General features: G+C 53.9%; 4 protein-coding genes. All 4 read right to left on the reverse strand.

Annotation, left to right across the window (positions count from 1 at the left end; all coding sequences use genetic code 11):
• Window positions 1-68: 68 nt before the first annotated feature.
• Window positions 69-1802, reverse strand: coding sequence for an ABC transporter ATP-binding protein (locus tag NZ043_RS05365; protein ID WP_339310946.1), 1734 nt, complete (start codon window positions 1800-1802; stop codon window positions 69-71).
• Complete coding sequence (locus tag NZ043_RS05370) at window positions 1799-3625, reverse strand: ABC transporter ATP-binding protein (RefSeq protein ID WP_339310948.1); 1827 nt, start codon at window positions 3623-3625, stop codon at window positions 1799-1801. The genes NZ043_RS05365 and NZ043_RS05370 overlap by 4 nt, the downstream gene beginning before the upstream one ends.
• Window positions 3615-6923: an amino acid adenylation domain-containing protein gene (locus tag NZ043_RS05375; RefSeq protein WP_339310950.1), complete on the reverse strand. Its 3309-nt coding sequence runs from the start codon at window positions 6921-6923 to the stop codon at window positions 3615-3617. Before NZ043_RS05375 ends, NZ043_RS05370 begins: the two co-directional genes overlap by 11 nt.
• 166 nt (window positions 6924-7089) lie before the next feature.
• Window positions 7090-22137: an amino acid adenylation domain-containing protein gene (locus NZ043_RS05380; protein ID WP_339310952.1), complete on the reverse strand. Its 15048-nt coding sequence runs from the start codon at window positions 22135-22137 to the stop codon at window positions 7090-7092.
• Window positions 22138-22233 lie beyond the last annotated feature (96 nt).

A 22233-nucleotide genomic window follows, 5' to 3' on the forward strand; every position in this document is an offset into this window, starting at 1 on the left:
TTAGAGATTGTTTGTAGTTAGGCTTTGTACCTGGATATCAGCAGGAAGCCGCCCACCGTAAAGCGGGTCTATCCGTACAGCCGCGCGTAATAACCTCCGAGCGCCAACAGGTCCTGATGGCGGCCCCGTTCGACGACCGTTCCTTGATTCATGACCGTAATCAAATCCGCATGTTCCACCGTGCTGAGACGATGCGCAATCAGAATGGTGGTGCGCCCCTTCATCAATACGTTCAGAGCTTGCTGTACCCAATGCTGGGATTCGTTATCCAATGCAGAAGTTGCTTCGTCCAGCAGCAGAATCGGGGCGTTTTTGAGAATCGCCCGGGCGATCGCAATTCGCTGCCTTTGTCCACCTGACAACGATGCTCCTCTCTCTCCCACCGGCGTTTTATACTGTTCAGGAAGTTCCTGAATGAAATGGTGAGCGTACGCCGCTTTGGCCGCTTCAACCACTTCTTCATCCGTTGCATCCGGATTGCCATACCGGATATTTTCCTCAATCGTGCCGGTAAACAAAAACGGCTCCTGCGGAACGTATGCAATCTGCCTGCGGATTTCGTCCAGCGTGTAATGTCCGAACGGTTTGCCCTGGAGCAGGATATCTCCGCTGTCCACAGGATAAAAGCCGAGCAGCAGCTTGATCAGTGTACTTTTGCCGCTGCCGCTGGCTCCTACGATCGCAGCGACCTGACCAGGAAACACTTGCATGGACATGTCGACAAGTACCTTTTTATCCGCCTGATAGGAAAATTCCACATCGCGAAACTCCACCGCAGCCTCCGATACAAGCTCGCTACGAGAAGATCCCAGACGCTCCGGTTCCTCTTCCTCGCTTAGTACCTCTTGAATCCGGTGAGCGCCCGCGAGTGAATTTTGGGTCATCGACAGAACCATCCCCAAGTTCAACAAGGCGTGCGTCAGGTTCACTTGCAAAACTGCCAGAGCGGCGACACTTCCCATTCCCATCAATCCGTAGGCATAAAGAAGACTGCCGATGACGATGATGCCGCAGAACGTGACGTAGCTGATAAAATGGTTCACTGCAGCCTGCATACCGTTCTTTTTCGCCGTTTGCCGAAGCGTTTGCGTCATTTGTTCGTTCAACGCCTCGTACTGGCCGTAAATCGTGCGGATGCGGAACAGCTTCACAATTTGAATGCCGCCCATAAAATCTTTGAATTTTTCGGTCATTTTACCGAGCGTTTGCAAGCCTTGTTCGGACAAGGCACGAATATCCCGTGCAAATTTCAGACTGACCAGAGAGGACAGCAGCAGAATGACGAAGGATACGCCGGCAAACCGCCAATCGATCACCACCATGGAGACAATAGAGCCGATGCAGAAGACAACTTGAAGCAGCAAAACGAAGTAAACCTGCGAGAATGTAAACTCAACGGTCGTTACGTCGTTGTTCACCCGCGACAGCAAGTCCCCATGGTGCGTCTGCTCCAGGAATCTCGGCCGCACCCGGCACAGCTTGTCATAAAGACGTTTGCGGATATTCAGCACAGTCAGCTCGACACTGCGCTGGTATAAGTAAATGAACCAGGGAGAAATTATATTTTCCAGGAACAGGGCCGCGCCCAAAATAATAAAGGCTTCCACCATCAAGGACGTATCTCGGGAAACGGCGAAATCAACCAAGTTATGTACGACCAAGCTGAAGGCGATCAGAAACAATGTCTGGGTGAGCGCCGTTACAGCAAGGCCAATCGCGTACTGGGTTTTGCGCTTGCGGTTCATAAACGTCAGCAAGTAGCCGAGTTCTTTCACTTGCGAGAGCCATCCGCCCTTTTTCATGTGTACGACACCTCCCTGCGTTCGGCAGACTCGGTAAACTCCTGGTAGTACGACTGGGCGTACAGTCCCTTCCTCTCGAGCAATTGTTCATGAGTGCCCTTTTCGATAATATTTCCTTGTTCCATAACCCAGATTTCATCGGCGTTTTGTACCGTAGAAAGCCGGTGGGCAATAACCATGGTTGTTCTCTGCTTCATCAATACGCCCAGCGCTTCCTGAACCGCGCTTTCCGACTCCGGATCAAGTGCCGATGTGGGCTCGTCCAACAGCAGAACGGGAGCATCCTTCAGAAAAGCCCGGGCCATTGCAATGCGCTGGCGTTGCCCACCGGACAAAAAGCCGCCGCGCTCTCCGACATACGTCTGGTAGCCACCCTCAAGCTGCATAATGAAAGAATGAGCCTGAGCGGCTTTGGCGGCTTCGATAATCTCGTCCATCGACGCTTCTTCACGCCCGTAGCCGATATTTTCGGCGATCGTACCGCTAAACAAATATGAATCTTGGGTTACCACGGAAAAATGCGACCGAAGCTGCTCTGGATTAGCGCCGTGGATCAGGCTTCCGAACACGCGGATCTCGCCCTGATCCTCCGGAAGTGGATAAAAGCCGCATACCAGCTTAAACACCGTGCTCTTCCCTCCGCCGCTCGCTCCGACAAGTGCAATCGTCTTGCCTTCCGGCACCGAGAAACTAACATTCCGCAGAATCGGAGAACTCTCTTCATACCCGAAGGTTACGTTCTGAAAATGGATGGGAGCGGCGCTCGCTTTTGGAAGCAAACGGCCATTCTCCGTTTCGGTCGGCTGCTCGACGATTTCGGAGACCCTTCTCAGGGCACCGGTCATTTCGAACGTACGCGTGATGAGCTCGGGAATATGCTCCAGCGGCTCCAGACACAGATTAAGCAAGTACAGGAAGGCGATTAGTTCTCCCGCGCCTAGCTGCCCGTTGTAGATCAAATAGCTACCGTAACTGACGGCGAAAATGATCGGGCTGATCATTAGCGTAGAAAGCAGCGGGTTAACCCAGGCTTCCCGCTTTTTCACGGCCAGCTTTTTTTGAGCCGTCAGTTGCAGCAACACTTGGTAGGAGCGAGATAACATACCAGATAGCAGATAGCTTTTTACAATAGGCATCCCCCCAAGCGTATCCTGGAGGTTGATGTTCATTCGGCCCATGTTTGCCTGGGCTTCCTCCGTCAACTGTTCCAACTGCTTGCCGATCCATTGGGAAACCAGCAGTGCTACGGGAAATAACAACAGGCTGTACAGCATCAGCTCCCATTGGAGATACATCAAATAAGCGAAACAGCCGATAAATAATAACGGATGATAAAACCACTGGGCGAGGTCCCGAATCATAAATTGCTGGATGAGCTGCAGATCGTTGTTGATCCGCGACAACACGTCGCCGGAGTGCTGCTTTTCCAAATAGGGGACCGGGAGTTTGCCGATATGACGCATGACATGGTTGCGGATATCCTGCACCGCAGAGGCACTGCTTCGCTCCACACCAAAGCTCATGAAAAACTTCGCCGGCACACCGATCAAGATGACCACAAAGACCGTGTACACGATCTGCAGAACGATCGGCCCCGCCCCATTCTCGGCCTGTGTGGTCAGCTGCTCGACCAAACGTCCCGTCCATATCTCAATAACCGCGGCGGCAATTGCGGACAGGATACCGACGATCATCCAGCCTTTGTGACGGCTTACATAGGACATCAGCCAGCGGAACGCTTTCCAGGTGGCATAAGCGGTTCGGCGCTTGGAAGGCGCCGCTGTGCCTTGTTCTTGAACAGACATCTGCCGATCAGCTCCCATGCAGGACCCCGGCCTCCGCTTCGATCTGCCGCTTGATTTGCACTAAGATGTCACGGATGACAATGGCCGTTTCTTCCACACGCGCGAGTTCCAGTAATTCCTCGTGTGCGCCCTCCAGCCGGTAATCAGAATAAGCTTGCGTCGTTGCCCTCTGCCAGGACGGCAACTGGTGCTCCAGGCGGAACGCTTCGCTGTCCTTCGCAATCAGTTCGTAAATACGGGCAGTTATTGTGCCTGAATTAATAAGCTGCGCTTCGTACGTCAAGGTGGCTTTGATTTTCCGATGAACACGCTCCCGCACGAGTGGATTGCTCATTAATTCCTTTTCTTCTTCGTCGAAATCCGCAAGCATTTCTTCAAGCTCTTTCTCAGACGTTTCATAAGGTGTGAGTGTGTCCTTAATCCACGAGTCCACCATGAGCAAGTCCGTTACGGAATACCCTCTTCTTTCCATCATTTTGGCTACTTCGAACGTCAGGTTGCCTCCGAAGCAGTAACCGAGCAGCACGTAAGGTCCTTCCGGCTGGATGCGAACAATCTCATCCACATAACGGTTCAGCATGGCCTCGTAATCGATGACATCGTCTATAAAATCAATGCCGTAAAGCACGAATCGGCCGTCTAGCCTGCTTGCAAGCTCTCGGTAACCGATGCCGAAGCCGCTGCCTGGAGGGAAGCAGAACACGTTCAGATCCCCTGTTTTATTCAGCTTAATGAAGGAATCTCCCCCTTTATCCAGGCCCAGATCCTCCTCTCCAAAAGCCATGGCTTCAACGGTTACATGATGGAATTGGCGATTCAGCGGTATCTCGATGCCCGTTTCATCGTAAACGGCTTGAACGAGCCTCATCAGACTTAAGGAATTGCCGCCCAGCTCAAAAAAGTTATCCTTTACGCCGACCTGTGGAATGCCAAGTGTATCCTGCCAGACACGGGCGATCTTCATCTCGAGCAGTGTTCTCGGCGCAACATATTCCGCTCCTACAGCCGCAGCTTCCTCCGGCACCGGCAGAGCTTTGCGGTCGATTTTTCCGTTAGCAGTCAGCGGCATCTGCGAAAGCTGCACAAGATGCGCAGGAATCATATACCCCGGAAGCTGCTGGGCGAGCTGCTCCTTGAGTTCATTCGCCGCCAGCTTTGTTTCCGCGACGTAATAAGCAACAAGTTGCTTATGGCCGTTCGCGTCGTACCGGGCGAGTACCACCGCTTCTTCCACGCCCTCCACGTTCAAAAGCTGCGTCTCAATTTCGTCCAGCTCGATCCGGTATCCGCGGATTTTGACCTGGTGGTCAATTCGGCCGAGGTATTCGATGTTGCCGTCCGGCAGCCAAGTCGCCAAGTCACCCGAACGGTACATTTTCTCCCCCTCCGCAAACGGGGAATCAACGAACTTCTCCGCTGTCAGATCCGGACGGTTCAGGTATCCTCTCGCGAGCCCTTCCCCGGCCACGTACATTTCGCCCGCTACGCCAATCGGCACTGGGCGGCGGTTTTCATCCAGGACATACACCCTCAGCGTTGGGATTGGCTTGCCGATATTACTCTTCGCCGCCTCCATTTCGACCCACGTAATTTCCTTATACGTCACGTGAACCGTCGTCTCGGTAATACCGTACATATTGATCAGCTTTGTCTCCGGGTACTTCGTCTTGAAGCCCTTGAGCAAAAGCGGACTGAGCGCTTCGCCGCCGAAAATGACGTTGCGAATCCGCAGATCATATGGATGATCCGCCAAGACCTTACGCAGCAGCTGATAGAAGTACGTTGGCGTCTGGTTCAAAATCGTGACCTGTTCGCGGCCTAGTAGCGCCATGAAATCGGTCGGATTTTTCGCCGTAAGCGGCGGTACAATGACCAGCTTTCCTCCATTCAGAAGCGCTCCGTACATCTCCCAGACGGAAAAATCGAAGCAGAACGAATGGAATAACGTCCACGTGTCGGACGGCCCAAAGTCGAACAGGTTCTTGTCGTTGAACAAAAGGCGCACGACGTTTTTATGTTCGATCAACGTGCCTTTGGGTTTGCCAGTCGTTCCCGATGTGTAGATGACATATGCCAGGTTGCCCGACCCGGAAATTGGCTCCAGATTTGAAGCGTCCAACGCACCTTCCGAGTCCGCCCCGCTGTCCCCCCAAACGAAATCATCTATTTCAAGGCGCGTTCCTGCGAAGTCGATCTTCTCATGCAAATGCTTTTGAATCAGCAATAACGGTGCACCCGAATCTTCGATCATGAAGCAGATGCGCTCCTCCGGGTAGTCGGGATCGACAGGCACGTAGGCTCCGCCCGCTTTGAGAATCCCCAGTATGCCGACAACCATATCGAGTGAGCGTTCGGCCAGAATCGCTACCAGCTGGTCGGCTGCGACTCCCGTCTCCCTCAGCCTGCGCGCAAGACGGTTGGATCGCTCGTTCAGCTCGCGGTAGGTCAGCTGCCGTTCGTTCATGACAACGGCCACGTTGTCCGGGTAAAGCTCCGCCTGTTCTTCAAACAAACCGTGAATCGTTTTCCCCTGCTCGAACCCGGTTTCGGTATCATTAAATCGATTCAGCAACGTCTCCCTCTCGTCCGGGGAAAGCACATCGGCTTGTCCAAGCTCCAGATCCGGCTGAAATACAAGCACGGACAGAAGCCGAACAAGGTGGTCGGCCGCCTGTTCCACAAATGCCTGCTCGTATCGATTCCCGTCAAAGCTTATTTCTAGCTCGATAGAGTCGTTTTGGCGGTCGAATCGAAAAACCGTATCGGCCGCCACCCGGTTACCCAGCGGTTCAGGATGAATCGGGGCGAAGGATGCGACGGTGTTGACGACTGGGACTCCTTCCCCTGTATAGTCCAGATGGAGCGGCTCCACCATTTTCCGAAAAGGCAGATGCTGATGCTCCAGCGCCTCGCCGATGGAGGCTTTGATGCCCCCGAGCAGCGTTTTCAGCGTAGTCTGGCTGCTTACGGACGTTTTGATCACCAGGATGTCATGCGACGGCTGAGTCACGTCCGGGTCCGCGCTACAAGAAGGCATGCCGACCAGTACTTGATCCTGCCCTGTATATTTGAACAGCAGGCTTTTTACTCCTGCCAAAACAATCATGTACAAAGCCAGATCCGAACCATTGGCGAGGCGAATAATTCTCTCCGAGAGCTCACTCGGCAGGGTACGGTGAAGCAAAGCCGGCTCTGCCGCAGCTTCGCCGCCCGCAGATAATTTGGAGGATTGACTATAGGGAAGGAAGCTCAGGCTGTCTTCGTCGTCAAACTTGCTGCTCCAGTACCGTTCTTCCTTTTCAAATAAAGATTTCATTCGTACCTCCCCTAAAAATGAAGTGACCGCATGCCCCGGCGCAGGTCCGATAAAGCTTGCTTTCGGCCTGCGCGTTTACGGGCTTGATTTACGGACTTGCAAGTTGTTCGACGTCTTCCCTGGGATGCGCACCACTTTCGCTTGACGGCGGAGCGCGCTTGTAATATTAAAACGCGAATTCGATCGTATCGACGGCACTCTTTGCGCCTGCCGCCGGTTTATGACATTCAATCCGGCTTAGCTCAAGTTGTGGATTTTCCGCAATTTGAGAAAGTACCCGCAGGTAATCCTCGGTTAAGGTGCGGATCATCGTTTCTTTGAACAGTTTGGTGGCGTAGAAAAAGCCCCCGCTCAGCGCCCCTTCGTTTTCATACATAAACAACGTCAGATCAAACTTCGCTTCTTCCAGTTGGTCAAGCTCGTAATTCTTCAGGCTGACCCCTTCCAGTTCGGCGTCTCGTTCTTCGATATTTTGCAAGTCGAAAACGGCATCAAACAGTGGGAAGCGGCCAGGCTCCCGCTTAACATTCAAACGCTCCACGAGCTCCTCGAATGGATAATCCTGATTCTCAAAAGCTCCCAACGCCGTTTCCTTCACTTCATCAAGGTAGGACAGGAAAGTTTTTTCGCCTGACGGACGATTGCGGAGCGCCAGTGTATTAACAAACATGCCGATGACCGGCTCCAAATCGGCGTTAGTTCTTCCCGCCACCGGGGTGCCCACGATTAAGTCTTCCTGCCCGCTGTACTTGGACAGCATCACGGTATATGCCGCAAGCAGTATCATGTACAGCGTGCTTTCACGCTCGGCCGCCAATTCACGCAGTCGCGCAGAGAGAGAAGCATCGACATCGAACTCCAGATGCGCGCCTTCATAGTTGCGAACTGTAGAACGTTCGTAGTCCATCGGCAGATCCCCCGTCGGCAGCTCGCCTTCAAAGGTTTGCAGCCAGTACGCTTCCTGCCTTCCGATCCGCTCTCGGTGGTCCTCCGACTGCTGCCAAACGGCATAATCCTTATATTGAATGCGTAGTGGCGGCAGTTCTTCCCCGGCGTATAAACTCGAGAACTCATCCATCACAATCGCCATCGATACGCCGTCCGACACAATATGGTGCATATCGAAAAGGAGAATATACCGTTTCGGCTCCAGTTCGACGACTCCGGCGCGCAGCAGCGGCGGCTTGCCGAGATCAAACGGACGAACGAAGTTGCGGACGATCTGCTCAACTTGAGCTGCATCCTCTGTATCCGCTTGATGATGCTCAATAGCAAAATCGACCTGCGGGTAAATCCGCTGAACCGCTTCGCCCTTCACCATTTCAAAACCGGTGCGCAGCGATTCATGCCGTGTTATCAGTTTCCGCAATGCGGCTTCCAACCGGTCTAAATCAAACTTGCCTTCCACCTGCACCAGTTCCGGCATGTTGTAAAGTTGATCCGCTCCATCCAGCGTGTGCTGAATAAACAGCCGTTTCTGCGCGGAGGACAGAGGGTAGTACTCTCTCTCTTCCGCTTGAGGAATGGCCTCATGCTCCCGCCGTTCCATCCGGGCAATCGCATCGGCCATCGCCGCAATCGTGGAGTGACGGAATACGTCGCGCAGCGGGAGGTTGACGTTTAGTTCCTTAAATACCTTGCCCGCTAGTGTCGTCGCTCGCAGGGAGTGGCCTCCGATGTCGAAGAAGTTGTCGTAAACGCCAATCTCCTTCACAAGTCCCAGCACCTCCTGCCAAATCACCGCCAGCTTCATTTCCAGCTCATTGCGCGGTGCGACATACTCCGTTCCACTTCCCGCATCCCCTTCCGGCGCTGGCAGCGCCTTCCGGTCCATCTTTCCGTTCGGCGTCAGAGGCAAGCGCTCCAGCTCCACGAAGTACGACGGGATCATGTAACCCGGCAGATCCTGTGCCAGCGCACTGCGCAGATCGTTCACCAACAGCTCCGCACTGGTATCCGGTGTGTAATACGCACACAGCGCCTTCTGACCGTTCGCATCACTTCGAACCAGCACTACCGCTTCACGCACGCCTTCCACCCGCAGCAGCTGCGACTCAATCTCACCCGTCTCGATCCGGTAACCCCGGATTTTTGCCTGGTTGTCGATCCGGCCAATGAAGTCCACGTTGCCGTCTTCCATCCACCGCGCCAAATCTCCCGTGCGATACATCCGCTCACCAGCGGTGAAAGGACTGTCTACAAACTTCTCTTCCGTCAGCTCTGGACGGTTCAAGTACCCGCGCGCCACGCCTACTCCGCCGATAACCAGTTCGCCCAGCACGCCGACTGGCACAGGGTTCAGATGTGCATCCACGATGTAGAATTTCGCATTCAGCCACGCTTTGCCAATCGGCACATGACCTGTCTGCGGCAGTTTCGCCAACAACTCGTCATAAAAGCTGGAGTCGATTGCTGCTTCCGTCACGCCGTAGGCGTTAATGATGCGGAACAACGAGCCGAAACGTTCCTGCAAGGTCCGGTAATCCGCCACGCTGCAACTATCCGAGCTTGTGATCAACAGCTCCATCCCGCTTATATCCAGCCCCTGTTCGTGCACATATTCCATAAACGGTACGATCAGTGCCGGCGTCGATTCAAAGATGGTGATCCGCTCCCGCTCCATCCAGTGGTGCAGACGAGACGGATCAATCCGGTCTTCCTTAGGCACAATCACCATCGTGCCTCCGTTATACAGCGTCCGCGCGATATCACCCACGAACACGTCAAACGAGAAGCTAGCGAGTTGCAACAGCCTTACCGGGAACTGATCCAATCGGTATTCCCGTCGGTAACCCGCTGCCGTGTTCACCAGACTACGATGCTCGATCATTACACCCTTCGGCTTACCCGTCGTACCTGACGTGTAGATCACGTAGGCCAAATCCTCTGGACGAGCTTCATGGAAGCTGTCCAAGCCAGCAACCTTCAGATGACTCGGATCATCGCTGTTCACAGCACCCGTCAGCTCGCCGGAGACTCGATCGGAAGCACTGTTGGAGCCTTGTCCGAAGTCCATTGGTGCATTCGCTCGGTCTTCGCTGTATGACGTTTCGTCATCGAGATACAATACCGCCGCCAGTGCCAGTTCCTCTTCGCCGAGCCAGGATTCGGCACGCTCTCGCAGCGGCGTTTGTGTCAGCAGTACCTTCGCTCCGCTGTCTTCGAGCATAAACCGCACCCGGTCCGCCGGATAATCCGGGTCGAGCGGTACATAGGCCCCGCCCGCTTTCCAGACGGCCAGTACGGCTACCAGCAACTCCACCGAACGCTCGGCGAGAATGCCAACGATTGACTCCCGGCCGATGCCGCTTGTGCGTAGCATAGCCGCCAAGCGGTTCGCTCGCTCGTTCAGCTCCACATACGTTAGGCGGTTATTCTCGTACACGACAGCTTCCGCTTCCGGTGTGCTTTCCGCCTGTTCCTCGAACAGCTGGTGGAACGCCGCCACAGGAGCCGGTTCTAGCTGCGCTGGATTAAACGCACCGAGAACTTGTTCTTTTTCCTTTGCAGTCAGCAAGTTCAGCTCGGCAATCTTCGCATCTGGACGGTTTACAATTGTCACGAGCAGCTGCTCATAATGTTTTGCCAGCCGTTCAATCGTCTCCCTTTTGTAAAGAGCCGTCGCATATTCAAAGCTGTAATCCAACCCGCCGTTCTCCTCGCCCACATCCAAGCTGATATCAAACTTCGCAGTATCCAGTACGCTCGGATAAGGAATCAGGCGAAGCCCTTCCAGCTCAAATTGTTCGTTCTCCGTATTTTGCATCGTAAACATCGTATCAAAGAGCGGATTACGGCTTAAATCACGGGTGACTTGCACCTTGTCCACCAATTGTTCAAACGGATAGTTCTGATGCTCAAAGGCATGCAGAGTTGTTTCTTTGACTTCGTTCAGATATGACAGGAATGTTTTTTCCGAAGACGGATAACTGCGAATCGCCAGCGTGTTTAGGAAAATCCCGATCAACGGCTGCACATCTCCATGATTCCTTCCGGCAATTGGCGTACCAACGATCACGTCTTCCTGACCTGAATATTTGTGCAAAAGCACGTTATACGCCGCAAGCAGCACCATAAACAGCGTCGTGCCCGTTTCCGAAGCCAACCGTTTCAGGCCGTCGGTTTTTGAAGCGTCGAAGAAAAACTCTATCGTTTGGCCCTCATAGCTCTGTACAGCCGGACGTGGATAGTCGGTCGGCATTTCCAGCACTGGAAGCTCGCCCTGGAACATGTCCAGCCAATACGCCCCCTGATGCTGAAGCCGTTCCTGCTGCTCCTGCGAATGCTGCCAAACGGTGTAGTCTTTGTACTGAATGCGCAGCGGCTCCAATTGCTCTCCACCATACAAGCGCACGAATTCTTCAACAAGGATTTCCATCGAAACGCCGTCAGAAATAATATGATGCATGTCGTACATCAGAATATGGCGTTCCGGAGCCAGCTCAACAAGGCCTACCCTCAACAGCGGTGGCTTAGCCAAGTCAAACGGACGGACGAAACCGTGAATTACCGCTTCGACCTCTTGCTCATCCGCTTGATAGAACTCCACCGCAAAATTCACGTCCTGGTAAACCCGCTGTGATGCTTCTCCATCCACCATTTCAAACCCTGTGCGCAACATTTCATGCCGCGCCACGAGCTTACGGAACGTTTCTTCAAACCTTGCCCGGTCCAAAGCACCCTTCAGCAGCATCGCTTCCGGCATGTTGTAGCTAAGCTCCGCACCTTCCAGCTGGTTCAGGATAAAGAGACGTTTTTGAGCAAAAGATTGCGGGTATACCTCTCGGTCATCCGCCACCGGAATAGCAACGAATGTCTGCTCATCCAGCCGGTAAATGACGGCCGCCATGCTCTCGATCGTGGAATGGCGGAACACGTCGCGCAGCGGCAAATCCACGTTCATTTCTTTATGAATCTTGCTGACCAACGTTGTCGCCCGCAAGGAATGGCCGCCGATGTCGAAGAAGTTATCGTGAACACCAATCTCCTTCGCAAGCCCCAGCACTTCCTGCCAAATTACCGCCAGCTTCATTTCCAGCTCATTCCGCGGTGCGACATACTCCGTTCCACTTCCCGCTTCTCCTTCCGGCGCTGGCAGCGCCTTCCGGTCTATTTTCCCGTTCGGTGTCAGAGGCAGACTCTCCAACTCCACGAAGTACGACGGAATCATGTAACCCGGCAGCTCCTGCGCCAGCGCACTGCGCAGATCGTTCACTAACAGCTCCGCACCGGTATCTGGTGTGTAATACGCACACAGCGCCTTCTGCCCGTTCGCATCACTTCGAACCAGCACCACCGCTTCGCGCACATCTTCCACCCGCAACAGCTGCGACTCGATCTCACCTGTCTCGATCCGGTAACCCCGGATTTTTGCCTGGTTATCGATCCGCCCGATGAAGTCCACGTTGCCGTCCTCCATCCACCGCGCCAAGTCTCCCGTGCGGTACAGCCGTTCGCCCGCGACAAACGGGCTGTCTACAAACTTCTCTTCCGTCAGCTCTGGACGGTTCAAGTACCCACGTGCTACCCCAACGCCGCCGATGACCAGCTCGCCCAGCACGCCGACTGGCACAGGGTTCAGATGCGCATCCACAATGTAGAGTTTCGCATTCAGCCACGCTTTGCCAATCGGCACATGGCCTGTCTGCGGCAGTTTCGCCAACTGCTCGTCATAAAAGCTGGAGTCGATTGCTGCTTCCGTCACGCCGTAGGCGTTAATGATGCGGAACAACGAGCCGAAACGTTCCTGCAAGGTCCGGTAATCCGCCACGCTGCAACTATCCGAGCTTGTGATCAACAGCTCCATCCCGCTTATATCCAGCCCCTGTTCGTGCACATATTCCATAAACGGTACGATCAGTGCTGGTGTTGATTCAAAGATCGTCACTTGCTCCCGCTCTATCCAGTGATGCAGACGAGACGGATCGATCCGGTCGTCCTTCGGTACAATGACCATGGTACCGCCGTTGTACAACGTCCGTGCGATATCGCCCACGAACACGTCAAACGAGAAGCTGGCGAGTTGCAGTAGCCGAACTGGGAACTGATCCAACCGGTATTCCCGCCGGTAGCCCGCCGCCGTGTTCACCAGGCTGCGGTGCTCAATCATTACACCCTTCGGCTTGCCCGTCGTGCCCGATGTGTAGATGACATACGCCAAATCCTCAGGACGGGCTTCATGGAAACTGTCCATACCGACAACATCAACATCAGTTGGATGACTTTCGCCACCACCGTTCACAGCACCCGTCAGCTCGCCGGAGACTTTACCGGAAACCATGCTGGAGTCAAGCGGTGCATTCTCCCGGTCTTCGCTGTATGACGTTTCGTCGTCGAGATATAGCACCGTCGCCAGTGCCAGTTCCTCTTCGCTGAGCCAGGCTTCAGCACGCTCTCGCAGCGGCGTTTGCGTCAATAGCACCTTCGCTCCGCTGTCTTCAAGCATGAACCGCACGCGGTCTGCAGGATAATCAGGATCGAGCGGTACATACGCCCCTCCCGCTTTCCAGACGGCCAGCACGGCCACCAGCAGGTCCACCGAACGCTCGGCGAGAATGCCAACAATCTCCTCACGGCCGATTCCACTTGCGCGCAGCGTTGCCGACAGGCGGTTCGCCCGCTCATTCAGCTCCGTGTAGGTCAGCCGATCGTTTTCGTACACGACAGCTTCAGCTTCCGGAGTGCTCTCCGCCTGTTTCTCAAACAGCCGGTGGAACGTAGCCTCAGGAGCCGCTTCTAGCTGCGCTGGATTAAACGCACTGAGAACTTGCTCTTTTTCATCTGCCGTCAACAAGTTCAGCTCAGCGATCTTTGCATTCGGACGGCTTACGATCGCCGCAAGCAAATGTCCAAAATGAATCGATAGCCGCCGGATCGTGCTTTCTTTATAAAGAGCCGTTGCAAATTCAAAGTTGCACTCCAGCCCGCCATTTTCTTCCGTAACATCCACACTCAGGTCGAACTTGGCCATACCATATTCGCTAGGGTACGGGGACAATTTCAGCCCTTCCAGCTCAAACTCTGACTCCTCCAGGTTTTGCAGGGAGAACATCGTGTCAAACAGCGGGTTGCGGCTCAAATCCCGGCTAACCTGCACTTTATCGACGAGTTCTTCGAACGGATAATTCTGATGCTCGTAAGCGCCTAAGGTCGTTTCTTTCACTTCTTCCAAATACGACAGGAAGGTCTTCTCCGAAGCTGGATAATTGCGGATCGCCAGCGTGTTGACGAACATTCCGATCAAAGGCTGCATGTCGCCGTGCGTTCTGCCCGCAATTGACGTGCCAACGATCAAATCATCCTGACCTGTGTATTTATGCAAAAGCACGGTATATGCGGCAAGCAGCACCATATATAGCGTCGCTCCTCTTTGAGCGGCCAGCTGCTTCAAGCCTTCGTTCGTTGCCTCATCCACGAAGGACGTCAGCGTATGTCCCTCATAGCTCTGTACAGCAGGACGCGGATAGTCCGTTGGCATTTCCAGAACCGGCAGCTCGCCCCGGTAACGGTCCAGCCAGTAAGCTTCCTCGCGTTTCAATTGCACTTTTTGCTCGTCCGATTGCTGCCATACCGCATAGTCCTTGTACTGAATGTGCAAAGGTTCTAATGACTCACCGCCATACAGACGAACGAGTTCCTCAACGAACACGTCCATCGAAACCCCGTCGGAGATGATATGGTGCATGTCAAACATCAGTAAATAACGATCGGCTGCCAGTTCTACGAGCTCGGCACGCAGCAACGGTGGCTTCGCCAAGTCGAAAGGTCGGATAAAAGCCTGCACGACTGCAGACGCTTCTTCCTCGTTCGCATGACGGCACTCGACGGCAAAATCAACGCCTTCGTAAATACGCTGTACCGCTTCGCCTTGTACGATCTCAAATCCGGTTCGCAACGTTTCATGACGTTTGATCAATCCGCGGAAAGCTTTCTCCAGCAGGCTATGGTCAATCGATCCTTCGAGCAACAGCACTCCCGGCATGTTATAGCTCTGATCGGCTCCTTCCAGCTGATTCAGGATAAACAGCCGCTTCTGAGCTGAGGAAAGTGGATAATACGCTCTTTCGTCTGCCAGTGGAATCGACGAGAACAACTGCTCTTCAATCCGGGAGAGGGCGAGAGCCATCTCTTCGATCGTTGAGTAACGGAATACGTCGCGCAGAGGCAGCTCGACGTTCAACTCCTGATGCACCTTACTCACCAGTGTCGTTGCCCGCAGGGAATGGCCGCCCAAGTCAAAGAAGTTGTCATGAACTCCGATGTGTTCCAATCCGAGCACGCTTTTCCATATTTCAGCCAAGCTCACTTCCAATGGAGTCCGAGGCGGAGTACGTCCTTCGCCCGGCTGCAAGCTATCCTCAGGTGCCGGGAGGGAGCGGCGGTCAACTTTGCCGTTCGTTGTCAGCGGGAGCCGCTCCAACTGGATCAGGTAAGCCGGGATCATATAGGCAGGCAGTTCCTGGGAAAGCACGCTCTTCAGCTCGGCCGCCGGAAGATCACGATCCGCTTCATAATAGGCGCAAAGCTGCTTCTCGCCGGAGGTGTTTTCCCGCGCAAATACCGTCGTTTTCCGAATTCCCTCCACTTTCTGAAGCTGAGCTTCAATCTCGCCCAGCTCAATACGGAAGCCGCGGACTTTCACTTGGTCATCTGTCCGCCCCACGTATTCAATCGTGCCGTCCTGTAGCCATTTCGCCAAATCCCCTGTCCGGTACATGCGCTCTCCCGGCACAAACGGATGGTCCACAAATTTCTCCGCCGTCAGCTCCGGCCGGTTATTATAGCCCCGTACCAAGCCTTCTCCGCCGACGCACAGCTCCCCGGCCACGCCGATCGGCAGAAGTTTATTCTGGCTATCGACGATATACACCGTCGTATTGCTGATCGGCCGTCCGATGGGTACGGTAACCGCGGACTCATCGACAAAGTCGACTGGAAGGTACGTGGTATAAACCGTGCTTTCCGATGGGCCGTACAGGTGGTTGAGCCTGCCCGGTCCGATATGAGCAAGCGCTTTACGCACATGGCCGACCGACACGCGTTCTCCTCCGAACAAAATCGCCCGGACATCCCGCAGGCAGTCGACGTTCACATCCACAAGGACGTTGAAGAAAGCCGTCGTAATCAGCATGACCGAGATTCGCTCGCGCTGGATAAGATCCGCCAGCTGGCCGACTTCCAGCAAAGTCTCGTGGGGAACCAGCACCAACCGTGCACCGTTGGTCAAAGCGCCGAAAATATCAAAAATCGCTCCGTCGAACGAATAGCTTGAAAGCTGGAGTACATGATCCCGCTCAGTGATTTCGATATAATTCGTATTTCGCACGATCCGCACGATATTGCGGTGCGAAACAAGGTTGCCTTTTGGCTTGCCCGTCGTGCCTGACGTATAGATGATGCAAGCCAGATCTGTCGCTTCGTTGCCCGGATTTAGATTTGTGCGGTCCTCGTGATAGAAGGACTCGTTATCCAGGAAAATCACGGAGTCCGAACCCGCCAGACGCTCGCGCAATCGGCTTTGCGTCAGCATGACCTGCGCACCCGAATCCTCGATCAAGAAACGGATACGCTCCTCGGGATATTCCGGGTCAATCGGTACGTAAGCCGAACCGGCTTTGTGTGCCGCCAGCATACCCACCACCATTTCGATGGAACGCTCAGCCATAATAGCTACCAGACGGTCTTTGGATATCCCGTGGCTACGCAAGGTATGAGCAAGACGGTTAACGCGTTCGTTCAGCTCGCGGTAGGTCAGCTCTTGCCCATTCAAGGAGATGGCAACTGCATCCGGGATGCGCGCCGCCTGCTCTTCGAACAATTGAATAAGCGTTTTCCCGCGTGGAAATTCCGTGGTGGTGTCGTTAAAACGTCCAAGAAGGTCAGCCTTTTCCTCCTCCGTCACAAGTTCCAGCTCTCCCACGGTAATTTCCGGGTTATCCGCCACCTGCTCCAGCAAATGAACGAGATGCCCCTTGAGCCGCTCAATGCTATCTTTATCAAACACTTCGGCGTTAAAGTCGAACCGAATTTCAATCTCGTCTCCCGGCACGACGGTGACGTTAAAGTTATAATTTGTCTGCTCCTCCATCTGAACATCAGCAATCGTCAGGTCGCCGTGCTGCTGGTCCCCCGCCTGCTCCATCTGCTCGTCCACCGGATAGTTCTCAAAAGCGATGATATGGTTGATCAGGTTCTGCTTTTGCACGCTGCGGGCCTGAATTTCATACAGCGGATAGTAATCATAACGCCCGGACTCCAGCGCCCGCTCTTGAAGCTTCGCCATCAGGTCGGCGAACACGGTGTCCGCTTCGCTCGTGACCCGGACCGGCACCGTATTGATGAACAACCCGATCATGGACTCAATGCCCGGGATTTCCGCCGGTCTTCCGGCCACGACGCTGCCAAATACGGCATCGTTTGTTCCATTATATTTTTGCAGCATCACGCCCCAGATAGCTTGCAACAGTGTATTGACCGTAACCAGGCGCTGTTTCGCCACCCGGTCCATCCGCTCGCTCAAGTCCTTGCCCAGCTCGGCGGTGACGTGATCAGCCGTAAATCTGCCGTTGGGCGCCAGTTCCTTTTGTCCCGGGAGTACGGTTTGCCCTTCATAACCTGCCAGGAATCCCTTCCAATAGGCTGATGCCGTCTGATCGTCCTGTTTCTCCAACCATTCGATATAGGCCCCATAATCCGATCCCTTATCTCCCGCTGACTGCTCGCCGGATGTCAAGGCCGAGTATGCCTCAAACAGCTCCTGTGTCAGCTGAGCCAGGCACCAGCCATCCATCAAAATATGTTGGAAACTCCACAGTACATGATAGCTTTGCTCTTCGGTGCGCAGGATCGTGAACCGAACGAGCGCGTCATGTTCCATGTCGAAGCCGCGAAGCTTGTCCTCCTCGGCCTTTTTATCCAAGTAAGCTTGTTTCTCGTCCACCTGCAAATGAAGCAGCTCTTCATATTCAAAACCCACCGGCTTGTCGCGGTATATGATTTGCAACGGCTCGCCCGCCGGTCCTTTCACAAAATTCGCCCGCAGCACCAGATGACGTTTCGCAAGCTCCATCCAACTCCTCTCAAAAAGCTTGACGTCGAGCGCTCCCCGCATCGTAAACCGCGTCTGCTCAAAGTAAGCTGACGTTTGCCGGTCAAGCGCGCTGTGGAACCACATTCCCTTCTGCATCGGCGTAAGTGAGTAAATATTTTCGATTTCCGAGAGATGGCCCGAGCGCTGGGCGATTTGCTCCAATTCTGCAATGGTCAAGCCTTTAAATTGAACGTCGCTCGGCGTCAATTCAGTGTTTTCTTTGCCTGCACAGTGGATAATGAGGTCTCGGAGACTGTGCTCAAGTTGCTGAGCGAAGGCTTCCATCGTTTCCTTGCGATACTGTTTCTGGCTGTAGCTGAGATCGAGCGATAAAGCGCCGTCCAGCACCATACCGTTGATATCCAGCACAAAGCTGCGGGCCTGCCGGTCGCTAGCCGGGCTGCCGCTGGAATAAGAAGATATGCCGATCTCGTCTTGGTTGACATCATCGTCGAACTGACCGAGGTAGTTAAAATTAATTTCCGGCTCTGCGCCCCAAACCAATCCATCCTCCGATTTCGAGAGATAGCGACATATACCGTACCCAAGCCCCTTGTTCGGAATGCGACGCAAGTTTTCCTTGACCTGTTTAATCTGATATGCCAAATCTCGGTCGGTTTCCGGCTCCAGTACGACCGGAAACTTGGTCGTAAACCAGCCAACTGTACGCGTGATGTCGATATCCGTTCCGATCGATTCACGTCCGTGTCCTTCGAGATTGATCCGCACCCGTTCGTGCCCCGTCCATTTGTGTAAGGCTATGCCGAGCGCCGTTACCAAAATATCATTCATTTCGGTGTTGTAGGCACGGTGAACCCGCTTCAGTAGCAGCTCCGTTTCTTCAGGAGATAAACGGACAAACAGCGATTCGCTGTCATGCTGCGTCGTAACGTCCGCCTCCATATCCTTCGGCACGGCCAGAACCTCCATTTGTTCCACGGCCTGCCAATAGGCCCGTTCCTTCGCTATCTCCGGACTTTGCGCGTAAGCAGCCAGCTGCTCGGACCAAGTGCGGTACGCATCTGTTTTCGCCGGGAAACGAATTTCCTCGCTTTTTCCAGTCTTTTCGTAACCTAGAGCGAAATCCTCCATCAAAATGCGCCAAGACACGCCGTCTACCACAGCATGATGAACCGCGAGCAGCAAATGATCTCCGTCCTCGCACTGGAACAGTCCCGCCTTCATGAGGGGCCCGTTCTCCAGATCGATGCCTGCTTGAATGCCCGTTGCCTTCGCTTCCACAACCTGCGTGGGATTCTCCGCATCCTTAAAGTCGAACACGTCCAGCGTGAACAGCCTACCATCCTGAATCGCCCGGGTTAACGCACTAAACCCTTGTTCCGTCTTGCAGAACACCATGCGCAAGGCATCATGATGCTCGGCCAGCTTTTGCAGCACCTGATACACTGTCTCTTCGTTGAAGCGTTCCTTCCGATAAAACATCACCGACTGGTTGAAATGATGCGGGTCCGCAAAGGAACTCTCGAAAAACCAATGCTGAATCGGTGTCAAAGCCGTTTCACCCGTTATTTCGCCTTGATCAATGGTACGTCTGATCGGTTTCACATGCAGGCTGAGCTGTGAAATCGTCGGATATTTGAATAAATCCCGGATTTCCAGCTTGTACCCGGCTTGATGAAGCCGCGAAGATACTTGAATGGACTTGATCGAGTCTCCGCCGAGCTCAAAGAAATGATCCGTTACCCCAACACGATCGGCATTCAATACCGCCTGCCACACATCAGCAAGCGTTCGCTCAGTTTCATTGCGGGGAGCTATGTACGCGCCACCGGTCAGTGCGTTGCCTTCCGGGGCAGGCAAAGCCTTACGATCGATTTTGTCGTTCGGCGTGAGCGGCATCCGCGGTAGCTGAACAAAATGCGCAGGAATCATGTAATTCGGCAATTTTTGCGCCAGCGCGCTTCTCAGCTCGCCGAGCGTAAGAGGGAGGCTCGCGACCAGGTAAGCGCACAGTTCTTGCCCACTTTTGCCTTCCCGCGCGATCACAATCGTCTCCTTCACCGAGTCGATCTTCAGAAGTTGCTCTTCAATCTCACCGACCTCGATTCGGAATCCACGGATTTTCACCTGATGGTCGATCCGGCCCAAGTACTCCATATTACCGTCCGGCAGCCAGCGGGCGAGATCTCCTGTCCGGTAAAGGCGTTCTCCCGGCGCAAACGGATGTTCCACGAACTTCTCTGCCGTCAGCTCCGGTTGGTTCAGGTAACCTCTCGCAAGCCCCACGCCTGCCACGCACAGCTCGCCGTCCACTCCCGGAGGCACAAGTTGCAGGTGGGCATCCAAAATAAAAATCTGATGATTAGCCAGCGGGCGCCCAATCGGAATAACTCTGCGCTCCGGCTGCTGCTCATCCGCATCCCAAAGCGTCGTAACAATCGAAGCTTCGGTAGGGCCGTAAGCATTGAAATAGTGAACCTTTGCTTTCCACTGCTGCACGAATTCGGCCGATACCGCCGAACCTCCCGTTACAAGCTTTGTTAAGCTGGGAAGACGGTCCGGGTTCAAATGAGCGCTGTATGTCGGAGGCAAAATCGCCGCCGTAATCGCATGCTCGTTCATATAACTCTCGAACAGACGAGTGTCGAGAATTGTTTCGGCCGTCGGGATGTACAAAGCCGCGCCAAAATAGAGTGCTTTGAAAACTTCCCAGCAGGATGCGTCGAAGGACAAGCTCGCAAATTGAACGATCCGGTCTTGCTCCGTGATGCCCAGCCTGTCTGCGAACATCAGCTTCAAGCTGACCAAACCACGATGCTCCAGCATGACCCCTTTGGGTTTGCCCGTTGTACCTGACGTATAAATGACATAAGCAAGATCGTTTGGACCGCTGGCCGCCTCCAGGTTCGAGCCATCGTCGCTATAGGCCTGCTTGTCATCTAGCGCCAATACGGTCCCTTCGAACGGGACTTGCTGTAACAGCTCTCTTTGAGTCAGCAGCAGCTGCGCGTTCGAGTTCTCCAGAATGTAGCGAATACGTTCTTCCGGGTACTCCGGGTCGATCGGCACGTAGGCACCACCAGCTTTCAGAACCGCCAGAATTCCAATGACCGTCTCGAGCGATCTCCTGACCATCAAGCCTACCAACTGATTAGGCAGCACGCCGACCGATCGTAGCGTACGCGCCAGCTGGTTCGCCCGTTCGTTCAACTCTGCGTATGAAAGACGCTGCCCCTCAAAAACAACCGCCGTCGCCTCGGGCACACGCTTCGCTTGCTCCTCCACAAGCTGATGAATCGTCCGATCACGAGGATAGTCCTTCTCGGTATCGTTAAAGCTTTGCAGTAATTTAAATTTTTCGTCCTCCGACAGCATGTCCGCTCGCACGATGTCCAGCTCCAACTCATGAAGCCCCACGGACAGCAGGCGATTCAGATGGCCAACGACCCGATTCATGAACTCGGAGTCATATAAGTGCTCGTTATATGACAGCGCTAGCTGTATCGTCCCGCCGGTTAAACTGAATTCAAAGGAACAGTCCGTGACCACGTTTTGCCCAATTTCGTCCAGATGCAGCTCCTTAAGGGATACTAGCGTATGGACGAAGGGTATCCCTTCTGCATATTGCAGATCCAGCTTCTCCGTCATTTTCAAGAACGGAATATGTTGATGCTGAATGGCTTCCGGCAAGGAAGTCCTCAGTTCGCTCAGCAGCGTCTTAAAAGTTGCCCCCACCGAAAGCGAGTTTTTCAAAATGACCGTATGATTAACGGATCGACGCGTCTCCCCCTTTTTCGGCACAACCGGCATGCCGACCAGAATTTCTGAAGCTCCTGTATATTTATGCAAGAGTGCCTGAACACCAGCGAGCAAAATCATAAAAGCAGCCAGCGGAGCACCCTTGCTCATTTGAAGGACACGCTGCGCCGCTTCCTCCGAAAGCGAACCGCCAACGGTTTTCACATTGGGCACCAGGGAGTTTGGAGCTTTGCTGTAAGGCAACCGCGTCAAGGTATAATCGTCACTACCGAATTTTTCGTTCCAAAACAACGTTTCTTTTTCAAAAGCCATCTGGATCGTTCCCCTCTCTTCATCGGTAAAAGCAATCCGGCGGAGCATATGCCAAAGCAACGCTCCAGCCTCGCTCATCTCCTTTTCAAACATCTGACAACAATATCAATGGCTTGCGCCATGTCACTGCTTGGATTGCCCAGTTGATCGCATGCGGCAATCCTCTGCCTAGCAGCTGTCCCCCTCGGC

The organism is Paenibacillus sp. FSL k6-2145, assembly GCF_037976585.1.
Classification (GTDB): Bacteria; Bacillota; Bacilli; order Paenibacillales; family Paenibacillaceae; genus Paenibacillus.